The organism is Enterococcus sp. AMC1157, from assembly GCF_058216555.1.
In genome coordinates, this window is sequence record NZ_CM177099.1 from 428548 (window position 1) to 442244 (window position 13697).

Annotated in this window: 16 protein-coding genes and 2 pseudogenes; 3 read left to right on the forward strand and 15 right to left on the reverse strand. The window is 34.7% G+C overall.

The genetic code is table 11. From position 1 onward, the window contains the following. Window positions 1-116: 116 nt before the first annotated feature. The 9 genes and pseudogenes from AC4BBX_RS02155 to AC4BBX_RS02195 all read right to left on the reverse strand — a co-directional run bounded on the left by AC4BBX_RS02155 (window position 117) and on the right by AC4BBX_RS02195 (window position 5420). Entirely contained in the window at window positions 117-239 is a 123-nt protein-coding gene (locus tag AC4BBX_RS02155) for a hypothetical protein (RefSeq protein WP_490454836.1), read from the reverse strand. Window positions 240-393: 154 nt separating this feature from the next. Next, complete coding sequence (locus AC4BBX_RS02160; protein ID WP_490455744.1) at window positions 394-786, reverse strand: alpha/beta hydrolase-fold protein; 393 nt, start codon at window positions 784-786, stop codon at window positions 394-396. A 184-nt stretch (window positions 787-970) separates the two neighbouring features. After that, window positions 971-1204, reverse strand: a complete 234-nt coding sequence (locus AC4BBX_RS02165) for a heavy-metal-associated domain-containing protein (protein ID WP_490454837.1) — start codon at window positions 1202-1204, stop codon at window positions 971-973. 62 nt (window positions 1205-1266) lie between these two features. Then, complete coding sequence (locus AC4BBX_RS02170; protein ID WP_490455745.1) at window positions 1267-3114, reverse strand: heavy metal translocating P-type ATPase; 1848 nt, start codon at window positions 3112-3114, stop codon at window positions 1267-1269. Between the two features lie 50 nt (window positions 3115-3164). After that, window positions 3165-3467, reverse strand: coding sequence for an iron-sulfur cluster repair di-iron protein, ric (locus AC4BBX_RS02175; RefSeq protein WP_490454838.1), 303 nt, complete (start codon window positions 3465-3467; stop codon window positions 3165-3167). Window positions 3468-3653: 186 nt separating this feature from the next. Continuing rightward, on the reverse strand, window positions 3654-4403 hold the full coding sequence (locus AC4BBX_RS02180) for a Crp/Fnr family transcriptional regulator (protein ID WP_490454839.1): 750 nt from the start codon (window positions 4401-4403) through the stop codon (window positions 3654-3656). A gap of 255 nt (window positions 4404-4658) precedes the next feature. Next, window positions 4659-4883, reverse strand: coding sequence for a helix-turn-helix domain-containing protein (locus tag AC4BBX_RS02185; RefSeq protein ID WP_490454840.1), 225 nt, complete (start codon window positions 4881-4883; stop codon window positions 4659-4661). Between the two features lie 231 nt (window positions 4884-5114). Further along, window positions 5115-5207 (reverse strand): annotated as a pseudogene (locus AC4BBX_RS02190) (site-specific recombinase); the annotation flags it as partial. 36 nt (window positions 5208-5243) lie between these two features. Next, window positions 5244-5420 carry a hypothetical protein gene (locus tag AC4BBX_RS02195; RefSeq protein WP_490454841.1) on the reverse strand — a complete coding sequence of 59 codons (177 nt, stop codon included), beginning with the start codon at window positions 5418-5420 and terminating at the stop codon, window positions 5244-5246. 252 nt (window positions 5421-5672) lie between these two features. Between AC4BBX_RS02195 and AC4BBX_RS02200 the strand changes: the two are divergent. Next, a pseudogene (locus tag AC4BBX_RS02200) lies at window positions 5673-6065 on the forward strand (ATP-binding protein); the annotation flags it as partial. A gap of 939 nt (window positions 6066-7004) precedes the next feature. Here AC4BBX_RS02200 and AC4BBX_RS02205 read toward each other — a convergent pair. From AC4BBX_RS02205 to AC4BBX_RS02215, 3 genes are all read right to left on the reverse strand, one after another. Then, window positions 7005-7481, reverse strand: coding sequence for a pyridoxamine 5'-phosphate oxidase family protein (locus AC4BBX_RS02205; RefSeq protein ID WP_490454842.1), 477 nt, complete (start codon window positions 7479-7481; stop codon window positions 7005-7007). A 25-nt stretch (window positions 7482-7506) separates the two neighbouring features. Beyond that, the gene (locus AC4BBX_RS02210) at window positions 7507-8007 is read right to left on the reverse strand and encodes a GNAT family N-acetyltransferase (RefSeq protein WP_490454843.1); all 501 of its coding nucleotides are present in this window, start codon (window positions 8005-8007) and stop codon (window positions 7507-7509) included. A gap of 105 nt (window positions 8008-8112) precedes the next feature. Further along, window positions 8113-8532 (reverse strand): hypothetical protein, encoded by a 420-nt coding sequence (locus tag AC4BBX_RS02215; protein WP_490454844.1) that lies wholly within the window; start codon window positions 8530-8532, stop codon window positions 8113-8115. A gap of 51 nt (window positions 8533-8583) precedes the next feature. Between AC4BBX_RS02215 and AC4BBX_RS02220 the strand changes: the two genes are divergently transcribed. Together AC4BBX_RS02220 and AC4BBX_RS02225 are read left to right on the forward strand one after the other, a co-directional pair. Beyond that, on the forward strand, window positions 8584-9768 hold the full coding sequence (locus tag AC4BBX_RS02220) for an IS110 family RNA-guided transposase (protein WP_490454845.1): 1185 nt from the start codon (window positions 8584-8586) through the stop codon (window positions 9766-9768). Window positions 9769-10074: 306 nt separating this feature from the next. Continuing rightward, window positions 10075-10257, forward strand: a complete 183-nt coding sequence (locus AC4BBX_RS02225) for a hypothetical protein (protein WP_490454846.1) — start codon at window positions 10075-10077, stop codon at window positions 10255-10257. A 122-nt stretch (window positions 10258-10379) separates the two neighbouring features. On the opposite strand, the gene AC4BBX_RS02230 is transcribed toward AC4BBX_RS02225, so the two are convergent. From AC4BBX_RS02230 to AC4BBX_RS02240, 3 genes are all read right to left on the reverse strand, one after another. Further along, complete coding sequence (locus tag AC4BBX_RS02230; protein ID WP_490454847.1) at window positions 10380-11402, reverse strand: tyrosine-type recombinase/integrase; 1023 nt, start codon at window positions 11400-11402, stop codon at window positions 10380-10382. Beyond that, a complete protein-coding gene (locus AC4BBX_RS02235; RefSeq protein WP_490454848.1) occupies window positions 11395-12180 on the reverse strand; it encodes a tyrosine-type recombinase/integrase in 786 nt (261 codons plus the stop codon). Before AC4BBX_RS02235 ends, AC4BBX_RS02230 begins: the two co-directional genes overlap by 8 nt. Before the next feature lie 70 nt (window positions 12181-12250). Continuing rightward, window positions 12251-13413, reverse strand: a protein-coding gene (locus tag AC4BBX_RS02240) for an IS3 family transposase (protein ID WP_490454306.1) whose coding sequence is annotated in 2 segments (ribosomal slippage) — window positions 12251-13137 and window positions 13137-13413 — 1164 coding nt in all. Because the reading frame shifts where the segments join, the coding sequence is not laid out codon by codon here. Between the last annotated feature and the right edge of the window lie 284 nt (window positions 13414-13697).

Below are 13697 nucleotides of genomic sequence, written 5' to 3' on the forward strand. Positions count from 1 at the left end.
TATCCGTTAATTCATGACCTAAATGAAATAGCATTTCTTCAGTAATGTTTTCTATTTTATTTTTCAAAATCAAATTCTCCTAGTTATTTACTAATTGATAAACGATAGTCACTAGTTTATAGATTCAAATATTCTCTAGCAGTCTCTAAGTCAACGAGTTCACTTTCTTCTGCTTGTTTTAACTGTTCCAGAATCTCTAAACCAGTCTTTAATTTTTCTTGCTCTTCCGTATCACTCACTATATATACCTACTTTCATTTTTAGAGTTTAATCTCTTTTGAATATCATACTATAATTTGTAAATAGTTTGCGTAAAAATCAAAAAAGAAATAACCGACTCTTTGAGATGAGACGGTTATTTAATGCAAACATAATTGAAAAAAAGGAACGTTTCTATTTCCAAAGTGTATCTAAATACAACTTATTTTGCTGTTTCCAACACGCTTCATTATGTTTTCCATTTTTCTGGATATGAATATAACTTTTCCCATCTCGATTGATTAACTGATCGTTAAAGTAGTCCAATTGTTGTAAGGGAATATTGTGATCTTTAATCTCACGTTCTCCAAAGCTAAAAAAGACATTCGTATCATTGTCAATTTGAGCATTATCCCATTCTACTTGTAGCTGATTCATACAAAAGACAAAGGACGGTGATAAGCAAGCTGCTTTAAAGAAATATTGATTAAATGCCATCACTCCATAGAATGACATTAACCCACCCATCGAACTACCACCAATTCCAGTCGCCTCTCTCCAAGGATAAGTCGCATATTTTGAGTCAATCGTTGGTTTTAATCATGAACCAGCCATTCCATTAACTCTTTGCCATAACCTTCGACATTCCCAAAGTAACTTGAGTTGAAATTATAAGGAGAATATTCAGATAAACGTTCATTACCATATCAACAAAATTATAAAGATGACCATTCAACGACTTCTACTATACAGACTTAACTGATTCACCACTTTAAATTTTTTTTACTTGGGATTTTAGTACTTCATATCCTAATTTATCAATAGCATTTTCAATATCCTCTATAGTTACTTTTTCATCGTCAAATTCTACTCTTACCTTGCTTGAATTAAATAGTACCTTTAAACTCTCTTTATTTACCCCTTCCAAGGATTTCACACCGTTTTCTATTTTTTGCATACAAGACGGACAAGTTAATGTTTCTAATTGAATCGTTGCTTTTTGCATATTTCATTTCTCCTTTGATATATTTATCTATTTTAAATTGTTTTAGATTAAGAATTTTATTTTCATAATTTATAGCGAAGTAGTCTCATAGCATTTAGAATGACTACTAATATACTCGCTTCATGTACTAACATACCGATTGACATGTTCATCCACTCACTAAAGAATACGCTGGCAAGCAGGACTAGTACAACTCCTACTGCAATAATTATATTTTGAAGCATGTTATTAGCTGTTGCTTTTGTTAAACCTAGTGCATGTGGCAAGCGGCTGAAATCCGAGTTCATTAAGACAACATCTGAAGTTTCAATGGCTACATCTGTTCCACTTCCCATAGCAATTCCTATTTGTGCTAGAGCTAGTGAAGGACTATCATTTACGCCGTCCCCGACAAATGCAACAATTTGACCTTTTTCTTGCCGTGTTTTAATATATGCTGATTTATCTTCCGGCAACATATGCCCGTGGGCCTCTGTAAGTCCTAGTTCATGTGCCACTAAATCAACTGTTCCTTGGTTATCACCTGAAAGAACAACTAGATTATTAACACCAAGTTTTTTTAGCTTTTGAAGATCTTCTTTTACACCTGAACGGATTTGGTCACGAATACCCATCAATGCTTTTAATTCACCATCAACGGATGTTAAAACAAGTGAATTTCCATTCTTCTCAAATCTAGTAATATCTCCACGAGCTTTTTCACTTAAAGTAACATTTTCTTGCTCCATCAAGGCTACATTCCCGACGGCAACTCTATGACCTTCTATATGAGCTACAATTCCTCCGCCTTTTACAACCTCCGTTTTTTCAACTGTATATGCTTTTATATCTCCAATATATTCCACAACTGCTTTTGCTAATGGATGATCGGATTCCTTTTCAACACTTGACAGATAAGCTAACACTTCCTCTACATTATCTGCATAAATTTCTTTATCAGCTACTTTAGGATTTCCTATTGTTAATGTTCCAGTTTTGTCAAATACCATGGTATCTAGTCTGCTAAAGTCACTAATTACCTCGCTACCTTTTAGAAGAACACCATGACGTGCTCCATTACCAATACCTGCAACATTTGAAACGGGGACACCGATTACCAATGCTCCTGGGCATCCTAAAACTAATATCGTAATTGCCAATTGAATATCCCTTGAAACGAGCCATACAATAAAAGAGAGAACTAAAACAGCCGGTGTATAATATTTAGAGAATCTATCAATAAAGCGTTCTGCCTCTGATTTTGAATCCTGTGCTTCTTCCACTAACTCAATAATTTTACCAAAAGTAGTGTCTTCACCTACACGGTCAGCAGTGATTTGCAGTGTTCCATTTTCTAAAATTGTTCCCGCATATACTCCTGAATCTTTCTTTTTGCTTACTGAAACGGCCTCACCTGTAATACTTGCTTCATTAATGTGCCCTTCTCCTGTTAAAACTGTCCCGTCAACAGGAATTTTTGCACCCGTTTTAACAAGTAAAATATCACCTACATCAACCTCTTCTATTGCGACTTCTTCAAATTCACCATTTTTCAGTTGCTTTAGAGCAACATCTGGCGCCATTTCAGTTAATTCTTTTATTGCAGAACGTGTTTTATTAAGTGTCCTTTGTTCTAAATAAGCTCCAAACAGAAATAAGAACGTAACAATTGCCGATTCCTCAAAGTTTTTAATTATAAAAGCTCCGATAACTGCAATAGTAACTAAAACATCGATACTGACAACTTTGACCTTCAATGCTTGATACGCTTGGATAGCAATCGGTATAACGCCTAAAACGGAGGCAATGATTAGTGACCATATAGCTATAGGTTCGTTTTGAAATCCTAATTTACTAACATATGCAATGATTATTAAAATTGCACTTACTATTGTAATATGATTCTTTTTTCCTAAAATGAATTTTTGCATATTCATGCTCCTTCCTCTTATAATTTTTAGTAATCTAGTATTGATTTATTTTATGATTCATAGGCTCTATCTAATTCTGCCAACATGTTATAGACTGCTTCATAGCTTTCACAAACATCACCTGGAACTGTATAATTATCTGTAATTTCACGCAACTTTACAAATTCATCTACTAAGTCAGGTTTTTCCGCTCCTGCATCTTTTACTTTTTTTACAAGCCTATCAAATACTTTACGCACTTGGTAAAATTCCGGATGATTACCGCCATGAACTCGTGCTACAACTGGTACATATTGTGCCAATAGTTTTAAATGAGTTTCCTTTTCTTGATTAAAACTTACTTGTTTTGACATGTTTTTTCCTTCTTTCATTTATCTTTGACTTGATTACATCATACAAGCGATTAAAAGAAATTAAATTGATCTAAATCAAGTTTATGTATTTTTGCGTAAATATTTGCGTTTTTTGCCTAAAAATATAAAACAGTTGAAGTTTTGAAGTGACTCCAACTGTTTTATATTTCATTTTATGACTATCATTTATACTAACAACAAACCATCTAAATCCAAAATCTCAATCTCTCTACTTGCTTTTTGTTTTATATAACCTTCATTCTCAAAATCAGCCAACTTTCTACTTACCGTTTCAGGTGTAGTTCCTAAGTAAGAAGCTAAATCCTTTCTATTCATTGGCAATTCAATTTCCATTGAACCCTCATCATCATCCATACATTCTGCAAGAAACAGCGCTAATCTAGCATCCACCTTTTCTGTAGTGAATCTGGTTGTTTGTTTTTCTGATGTTTCCAATCGGTTAGAAAATTCTGATAAGAACTTCAAAGATATCGTAGGGTACTTTAATAAAAATTCTTGTAAATCATTTTTACTAATCATACACACATCGGTATTGCTCATTGCTTCTGCATACGCTTCATGGATTGATTCACGAAACAAAGCTAGTTCTCCAGTAAAATCTCCAGGATTTAAAATTCTCAATAATTGTTCTTTTCCAGACTCAGATAAACGGTAGATTCTAATTTTACCCTTACTTACAACATATAAGGCATTGGATGTATCTCCCTCCCGATAAACCACTTCACCCTTTTTATATGAAATTGACTTCATCACTTTCATAATTTCATCCATCTGCTCTTCTTCTAAATGATTAAAGATTGGAACGACACTGATACATGAAGCTTGTGAATCTGATTTATCTCTGTGATGATGAGTGTGAGAGGAAGTATTACACCCATTTTTTCTTATATCTTGTTTGGAATCCTTTTTCGACATTTATATACTCCTTTCATAACTTCTTGTGGACTTGTTTATCTTTTCAAAATATTCATGAATCCAGTAAATGCAAAATAGATTAATTCGGAATTATAATTGGGTTATTGCCATAGCCTAGACTTTCCATTGAAATTTTGAGATGACCTATTTCTTGCCTAATCCCTCGTATTGCGGTCATTATTTCTTCTTTTGTTTTTCTTTGAGATACTCTTCATAGTACCCTTCCGAACCAAACATAGTAGTAGGCTGCCTTCTTTACTCATTTCCTGTCTTTATTTGATTGCCATTGAGTAAAGTAAAAGTCTGCTCAAACTTGACACCAAGCACATCCGCGGTCGCTTTCAATTCATCCAAGGACACCGTTTCACGTTTTAATTTCTTACTAAAATTCTGCGGAGTCTGTCCAATACGTCTGGCAAGCTCTGAAATACTTATATTCATTTGTTCACATAGTTCTTTAATCATTTCTGCCGTAGTCATACAGCACCTCCAGTTTACGCTAAGAATATTATAAACCATTTGGTTGATAAGCACAATAGTTATTAAAACATTATTATATTTGAACAAACACAAGTAAAGGGGCTGGGAAATATGTCCAAAAAAGATAAATAACCGCATGAATCAGCTATATAAATGCTGATATAATACGGTTACCAATTTATGATTATAACTATATTTAGTTTTTCCCCAACCTCCTATCTCGTTCTGTTTTCATATTTCCATTTCAATACCGGATTTAAAGGATATAACGAAATGGTCTTCATAGACTGTGACATTTTGGATTAACTTCCTAACTAGCTTCCTAGTATAGTTCGAAAAAAAAAAAAAGAAAGCTGAAGATTAGCCTTCAGTTTTTTCTTTGTATAATTTCAGAACTTCTTCTAGGAAATCTTTATAATTCTCAATTGGTACATTACTTAGTCTACTACCACCGTGTCTTTCTATCAGTTCTTTGACTTCAATGACATATCCCATTTGGCTTAATTTAGACAAATAAGAATAGGCATATCCCACCACTTCAAACGGTCCTTTGCCATCTACATATATGACATGTAAATGGCGGTAGTAAAATGTAGGAAAAAGGCGATTAAGAATTGTCGGTTTTCCTACATTTTTATTTTATACTTTTCTTATCATGATTAAGGAGGTTCGCATGGTAAGAAAAGACATTTACGAAGGAGTTCATCTATTGTATTTTGCAAGAGAGTCGTACATAGAATTGCAAAAGAAAAATACACAACATTGCACCCTGAAATCGTTCTTCTTAGATTACAAACAGCTTATGAGAATGGCACTATCGAGCGTGTGATGAAGCGATATGGGAACTATGAGCTTCTTATTATTGATGAAATTGGTTATTTACCTATCCAAAGGCAAGAAGCCGATCTGTTATTTCAGTTGATTAATTTACGTTATGAACGTCATTCAACCATTTTCACTACCAACTCTAATCTTTCGGGTTGGAGTGAAATCTTTAGAAATCCTACGGCAACCGCAGCAATCTTAGATCGTTTAGTTCATCATTCTCAAATTTTTAAAATTACAGGAAAATCATATCGCTTGAGAGATTATCAGGGAAAACCAGCAAAAGTTAGAGGTCAAAACCGCCTTTTTCCTACAATTTCTAACCGCCTTAAACCTACAAAATTAACCCGCCCTTGACATGACATGCTCATTTACAATTTTTTCTTTGATTTCTATTACTCTAGCCATCATCCATACCTCCATTTCTTGGTATGTACATATAGCCATACTAATCACTATATATCAAATAATTGACTACTCAATATCCAAAAATAAGCATGGTAAATTCGTAGTCTATTTTTCATTTTAACCTGCCATCTTTTCTGTAGCGACAACCCCAAAAACACAATCTTGTAGTGACACCCTACCCCAAAAATAATCTTGTAGTGTCAACCCTACCAATTTCAAGTGAGTTGATATGTTTCCGAAAAGAAAAAATCGAGATTTCAGACCGATATGACTACCAATCTAAAAATCTTGATTATCCTCAAAACCTTATCTATCAAGCTTTTTGTAGTTTATCCTTACTTTTTACGTGACAGCAGTGCTACTGTCTCAACATGTTTTGATATGAGGGGATAGCTGTCAAAATATAGAAACCTGAATAATTTTAACAGAAATTCATTTTGTGGAAACATATCCAAGATAGACTTCCGTTGGTGGAAACAAATCAATAATTCAAGAAATTATAGGTTATAATTTCTTGAATTATTTTCTAAACACCTTTGAAAATCCATTCCTTAAGCATTTATAATTCATTATTTTTTCAAGTTCGATAAAAAAATTTAATCCTACTGTAATTAGAGTTGCTTTATCATAAAAGCAAAGAATGAAGTGAGGTAGTGTGGCACAATGAAACATCTTTTTTAAATCTTAACCTATCGATATACGTAATCCTGCACTGAAAATCAAAAAAACGTCTCAAATATTGAACAAAATACTGTTATTAAAATTATACTTTAAAATAATATCTACTTATTTGAGGCATTATATATTGATGAATGTATGCAATCAATGTGATGCCTATCAAACACATATTGTTTTGCTGACAACTATTCTTGCCCTTTATAATAGTATTTATTTTTTATGTGCTTTTTTGTACTTACATGTTCTAAATTTCCCACCAATCCAGAATGTTGCTTCAAGTGTTGTAAATTTCAATAGTCTGAATTTTGTGTCTGCAATCCCTTTACTAAAAAATTGCCTATCAGATTCATTCCACATTTTTTCTAGCAGTGCTCTATCCTCCACAAAATCAATTTCACCAATCAAAGTTACACTATCACCATCTCTAAAATAACAGACCGAAGCCTTAGGGTTACTTTCAAAATGCGTTGCTTTCCCATTCAAATGCGAGCGCTTTGAAGTAACAAAATAAATCTCACGAAAACCATTATCACCTGCTTTAGACAGACAACAGGTGCGAGGATATCCCTTTTCATTAATTGATGACAGTGTCATAACATGTGTTTCTTTCAACAATAAATTCGCATTTTTCTCGATTTCTGCTATTCTTTCTTTTTGAATGTCTGATGCCTTCTTTTCTTGTGACATAAAATCTCCTTTATATAGTTATCAGTTATTTTATTGTTTGCAGGCTTTCTTCAGTAGTTTTATTATTAATTTCCCACTGTTCTCGAATCATAAAATCATCTGCTTTCCATTGCATCACAAGTTCGATATGATTGGCGGCGTTGTCCACCTCCTCCAAGATAGGAGTCAATCCTTCTCGCTCATAGAAGTTCACTGCACCTTTGTTTTCTTTGTATACCCTTAGAGTAAATTCCTGACGAATACCTTTTATATACTCTAGTAATTGCTTTCCAATTCCGTTAGAACGAACATCCTTATCCACAAAAATACCTGCAAGGTAATTGTCTTGCATCCCAACAAAGCCAACAATCTTACTTTCTTGTTCATACACATAAATCTCAGCATGCAAAAGTTGTTTTTTAACGTCTGGTGCATTAGAGGTCCAATATTCTCGCTTTATAAAACTGTGTGCATCAATATTGCTATCAAGCCATATTTTCATGACCTGGTTAATATCTTCCATTTGAAGATTTCTTATCATATCCATTTCCTACTCCTAATTTCGTATTATTCGCTACCATTTATTTCATTTTATCTACTACTTATAAAGAATCTGCACCCATATATATAACTTTCACGTCCAGAAAATGATTCAGGTAATAGGTAGTTCAATCCTCATACATCGAAAAGATTTATTTCTGATTTCATAAAATTCTATCTTAATTGGAATTAAGTAATTTTTTATGGAACTATTATAGTATTCATTAAACTTGAACTCCCTTTGCATCAAATCAGAATAAACGTCGTAAGCATCTTCAAAATCCGTTATAACAAGATAATTACTCTGTGGAATTAACTCATTGCCATTATCATTGAAAACACCTATAAAATAGTTAAATCCATCGATTCTGTGATGTGATGAAATTCCAACAAAAATTTCACCTTCCGATAGGGATTCAATATATTCATTCATTATTTTAGTAACCGCTCCATTCATTGCATGTTCAAAAGTGAACTCAGTCCAAAATCCGGTTAATCTACGATCGCTAATTAATAGTGTCTCTTGTTTCATCTTATTCAGTTGAGTGGCCATCAATCCAAATTTTGTAAAGAAGGTGTGCTTATGTTTTATCTAGGTATTGATATTGGCAAACGAACACACGTCGCTTCCGTCATGAACGACGAAGGAAAAATTCTACTTAAAGGTTTTTCTTTTGCGAATTCTTTGGACGGCGCTCACGCTCTTTTAGAACGCCTGACTTCTTTCTCTGATTCCACAGAGGACTTCCTTGTTGGTATGGAAGCTACCGGTCACTATTGGTTGGCGCTCTTCTCATTTCTTGATGAACAACAGTTTCTTGTCCACCTTATTAACCCCATTCAAATAGATGGTTGGAGGAAAGGGACCGAAATTCGTAAACGAAAAAACGATAGTATTGATTCGGTATTAATTGCCGACTTCATTCGTTATGGCTCCTTCAACGAAACTGCTTTAGCGGATGAAACCATGTTTTCTTTACGCCAATTGACCCGTTATCGTTCGTATTTGGTTGGCACAGTGGGCGACTTTAAACGAAAAATCATTGCCATCTTAGACCAAGTTTTTCCTGAATACGAAAAGGTGTTTTCAAAAGTTGGCATTTTTGGCAAAGCCTCAAAAGCCGTCCTATCTGAGTTTTCGTCTCCGGATGAATTCAATCAAGTTTCTGCCGAAACATTAGCTGAAACGCTCCGTGTAGCGAGTCGAAGTCGTGTTGGACAAAGCAAGGCAGAGGCACTGAAAACAGCCGCCGCTCATTCTTTTGGTGTTCGTTTTGCTCAAGATGCCTTTGTTTTTCAATTACGTTCTATGATTGATCAACTCAGCTTTTTAGAAGAACAAATTAAACGAACAGAAGAAGAAATTGCACAATTAATGGCTTCTCTTCATTCGGTCATAGAAACCGTTCCTGGTATTGGAGCTGTCCTTGGTGCGACGATTTTAGGTGAAATTGGCGATATTCAGAAATTTTCTACGCCTAAAAAACTAGTAGCTTACGCAGGAATCGATGCGTCTGTCTCAAAATCTGGTGAATATGAAGCCACTCACAACGTGATGAGTAAACGTGGCTCTCCCTACTTAAGAAAAGCACTGTTTCAAGCGGCACTCATTGCGTCCAGATGTGATCCAGTTTTCAAAGCCTTTTATGATAAGAAACGAGCAGAAGGGAAACACCATCTTACAGCGATTGGCGCTGTTTCAAGAAAGCTATGCTCTATTATTCATGCGATTCTAACAAAAAATGAACCGTACGAAATTCGTCAGTAGTGAAAAAAATAATCTTTTCTGAGGTTTATTTGTCATGCACTGATTCGTTATTTTTCATTCAGAAAGTTTTGTTTGTTTTCACTTGACTTTATATAGTTAGTCTTTCTTCTTCAATAATTAGACGCATTTGCTCATAAAGAAATTGCTTTTCATCAAACATTCATCTATTTTCCGCCCTTCATTTTAATAACAATTTCGAAGGGAGTTTTCTGTTCAAAAGTAAGCGCCGCATACCAGAGTACCTAAAAACAACGACCATCTTCGATTATACTTTGAGTACAAAGAAAAATTGGAGGTGGTTTCTTTATGAAGGAAAATCGAGAAGTGGTTCAAATCGCTTTAGAAAAACAAACGTCCAACAAACGAACGACACCTGCAAAAGTTGCGGTGAGAATTAAGACTGACTCAGAAGATATTTTTGTGTACAATGGTGCGAGTCAATACCTTGTACAAACTGTCTTGAAAGAATTGATGCCTCATGTTTCTTGATTACAAACAAGTTAACCATCTATTCATCGTTTGTGGATTATCCTCACAATATTTTTATCCTCATCTTTCTGTTAGATGCCGTTATTCCAGGCTTCAATTTCAAAAAGATGTGGATAATACTTTTATCTCAATCCACAGAGCTTTGCCATTTCTTCTTCGTCATCAGACCATAACTGAGTTTCATCAGTTAACAAATTTCCAGATTCCATTGCATTACGCAGCATTTTTATTGAAGGAACTGCATAAATGCGAGTTGTTTCTGTAGAAGAGTGTCCAAGTATCCTCGAGATAAGTTCTAGTTCAATCCCATCCTGATACAAATTTGTTGCACGAGTTCGGCGGACCATGTGTGGGTAGCAATGAGTTGGAAGATTTGGATGAGTAGGTCTTATCTGAGCTGCATATTTTTTTATTATACGTTCCACATTTCCGACTGACATTCGGTTTCTTCGGCCATTAATGACAGTGTATATTAAGGGGGAATTAGCAACTAACTCTGGATGATAAATTTTCAGATAGTTTCTTATGTGGCTTACCGTTGTATCTGAAATGGCAACAATTCTTTCCTTATTGCCTTTCCCATATATTCTAAGATATGGTATTTCAGCATCCAGTCTTACTGCACCAAGATCAAGCGATAATAATTCGGAAACTCGAATGGCAGAATCATAAAGTAAAATAAGAATCATCTGATCTCTCTGACCAATTTTTGTATTTGGTGGAGCAGAAAGTAATGCTTTAAGATCCTCCTCTTGGATTACTTCTCTTGTCAATTTCGCTACTTTAAGAAAAGGAACCTGTGAAGCAATTAATGCCACTGATTGTAACGAAATATCTACATCTGCAGCATACCATAGGTATGCCCTAATTGCCGCCAACCTGTTATTACAGGTCGTGTTGGCATTCCCACTTTTATGCAAAAACTCTAAATAGGACAATAAAAAATCATGTGTACAGTCACCAAATTCAAAAGAACGTATTGACAGATGCATAATATCAGTTACATATCGTCTAAAAACTGTTAGTGCATCTCGATAAGTCTCAACTGTGTTCCTACTTTTTAAAGCTTGATTGGGTAAATAATGTTCAAGAAATTCGAAAGTTTTTGAAAAAAATAGTTTTTTCAGAGCTTTTTCTTTATTCATAATCATTAACCTCCGGAATCACAAGTCTTCCAATTTTATCTTTATTTCTGAGTATACGGAAAGCTTCGGCAACCTGATGATAATAATAAAAGGTTCCCGATGGACTTTGATGTCCTAAATACTTACTAAGGAAAGGGAGCATCTCCTTTAATGAAACCTCTTCTTCCATCCAAAGATTCATTCTTTTTACTACAAAAGTATGTCTGAGACAATGAGGTGTCGGATTTTTATCACAACATTCGGCATAAGATGTTAAATTCCAGAAGTCTCGAAATTTTTTATCAATCGTAACATTACTTAGACACTTATCTATTTCTCGTGCAGGGAAAACCCATTCTGATAGGCAATTAAATTCAGCAAGTAGAATTTTTGCGTATGTTTGTAAAAGGATTGTCAGATCTTTAGCTAAATATATACGACGATCTTTAGGCCCTTTGGACTGTAAGATACGAATCGTTCCTTCTTCAAGATCTACATCTTCCCATTTTAGTTTTCTAGCTTCTGAAATGCGAAGACCACAACAATAAATAAGTCGAAACATTACTTTATATTCGATAGCTAATCTATTAAAAGCTAACATATTTTTTTTGGGAACGTATCCGTCAACTTCCTCGAAGAATGCCTGTATTTCCTTATCAGATAAGATGTGTACCACCTTTTTTTCTACCTTATAAAACTTAGAAGGGACATAGGCTTCTATTCCCATCGAAATTAAGAATAGTGAAATGGCAACACTTATTTTGACAAATTTTATAAGGTGTATATAGAATTCTTGCACTTTGTTCCGTTTGCCCTTGACAACGAGCCTCCATGGTCATGAATTTCAACGGCAGAAGCTCAATTGGGAATTACGCTGCCTCGCTTTCGCTATCATGACCATGCTCATTGTCAAGGGTTTGCTGCGCCAATCTCTGATAACGGATATGAATGGGTGTCTCGTAGCCAAGTGTACCGTGCAAACGAAGATGATTCCACCAATGTACGTAATCAAATAATTCTAGTTCTAATTCTTTCAAAGTCTCAAATTTTTTTGAATAAACAAATTCGATTTTGACGGATTTATACGTAGATTCTGCTACGGCATTATCATAAGGACAGCCTTTTTTACTAAGTGAACGTGTGATACCAAATGCTTGTAAAATCATTTCAATTGTTTGATTATCAAATTCTTTCCCACGATCCGTATGAAAAAGTTCTACTTCTGTTAATGGATAAGATATACGGCTGAAAGCTTTTTTTACTAGAGCCGCAGATTTATGCTCGCCACAAGAATAACCAATGATTTCACGATTGAACAAGTCTAATATCAAACAAATATAGTGCCATTTCTTTCCAACTCGTACATAGGTTAAATCCGTTACGATTGCTTCTAATGGATTTTTATGTGAAAACTCACGATTCAATAGATTTTTAACTGGCGCTTCATTACAAGAAGTCCCATGATGCTTATAGTAGGCCATCGTATAAGTAGACTTCAACCCACGATTCTTCATGATTCTGCCGATTTTACGCCGACTAACACGAATCCCTTGATTTTCTAGGCTCTTTTTTATTTTACGCGTACCATAGACTTTGCGGTTTTGATAAAAGGTTTCGGTTACCGCCTCTTCAATTTCAGCTTCACTTTGTTTTTTCTTTGGTTGATAGTAATATGTTTGGCGAGAAATCCCTAGACATTGACACATCGCTGATATAGAGTATTTGTGCTTGTTGGCATCAATTACTTGTCGTTTCGTCCGAATATCAGCGCCGCTTGCTTTAAAATATCATTCTCCATTTCTAACTGTTGATTTCTTTTTCGTAAAGCAGCTAATTCTTTTTGTTCAGGGGTTAGGTTGTCTTTTTCTTTGAATGATCCTGTTGTATTGGCTTGTTTGACCCATTTATCAAAAGCTGAGGGGGTTAATTCATATTCCCGAACGATTTCTGCTCGCGGTTTCCCAGCATTGTACAAGTCTACCATTTGTTGTTTAAATTCTTTTGAATAGGTTCTTCTTTGACGTTTTGACATAATTTTTCCTCCAGGTGTTTTCTCTTATTGTACACACCTTATTTTTTCTGTCTAGTCCAGTGTAACCTATCCATAGTGCAAACTGACGTATTACTGATATTCTAGATGAACAAGTAGCAAGAGATTCACAATCGCGTAAAGTTCCCCATTTTTTAACTATTTCTCTAGTTAAACACAGATTTGTAATTGCTTCCCTTATGCAAAAAGCGTCGAAGTGTTTCAATTTCCATTCTTCTGTTTCATATAGATAACCCGCAGCTCGTTTTTCCTGTATAAATATTTTA

Excerpts from the sequence above, each read along its gene's own strand:
- AC4BBX_RS02185 (WP_490454840.1), bottom strand. The coding sequence starts at position 4,883 with ATGACTACGGCAGAAATGATTAAAGAACTATGTGAACAAATGAATATA.
- AC4BBX_RS02220 (WP_490454845.1), top strand. The coding sequence starts at position 8,584 with ATGTTTTATCTAGGTATTGATATTGGCAAACGAACACACGTCGCTTCC.
- AC4BBX_RS02180 (WP_490454839.1), bottom strand. The coding sequence starts at position 4,403 with ATGTCGAAAAAGGATTCCAAACAAGATATAAGAAAAAATGGGTGTAAT.
- AC4BBX_RS02205 (WP_490454842.1), bottom strand. The coding sequence starts at position 7,481 with ATGTCACAAGAAAAGAAGGCATCAGACATTCAAAAAGAAAGAATAGCA.
- AC4BBX_RS02225 (WP_490454846.1), top strand. The coding sequence starts at position 10,075 with ATGAAGGAAAATCGAGAAGTGGTTCAAATCGCTTTAGAAAAACAAACG.
- AC4BBX_RS02170 (WP_490455745.1), bottom strand. The coding sequence starts at position 3,114 with ATGCAAAAATTCATTTTAGGAAAAAAGAATCATATTACAATAGTAAGT.
- AC4BBX_RS02230 (WP_490454847.1), bottom strand. The coding sequence starts at position 11,402 with ATGAATAAAGAAAAAGCTCTGAAAAAACTATTTTTTTCAAAAACTTTC.
- AC4BBX_RS02165 (WP_490454837.1), bottom strand. The coding sequence starts at position 1,204 with ATGCAAAAAGCAACGATTCAATTAGAAACATTAACTTGTCCGTCTTGT.
- AC4BBX_RS02210 (WP_490454843.1), bottom strand. The coding sequence starts at position 8,007 with ATGGATATGATAAGAAATCTTCAAATGGAAGATATTAACCAGGTCATG.
- AC4BBX_RS02175 (WP_490454838.1), bottom strand. The coding sequence starts at position 3,467 with ATGTCAAAACAAGTAAGTTTTAATCAAGAAAAGGAAACTCATTTAAAA.
- AC4BBX_RS02215 (WP_490454844.1), bottom strand. The coding sequence starts at position 8,532 with ATGAAACAAGAGACACTATTAATTAGCGATCGTAGATTAACCGGATTT.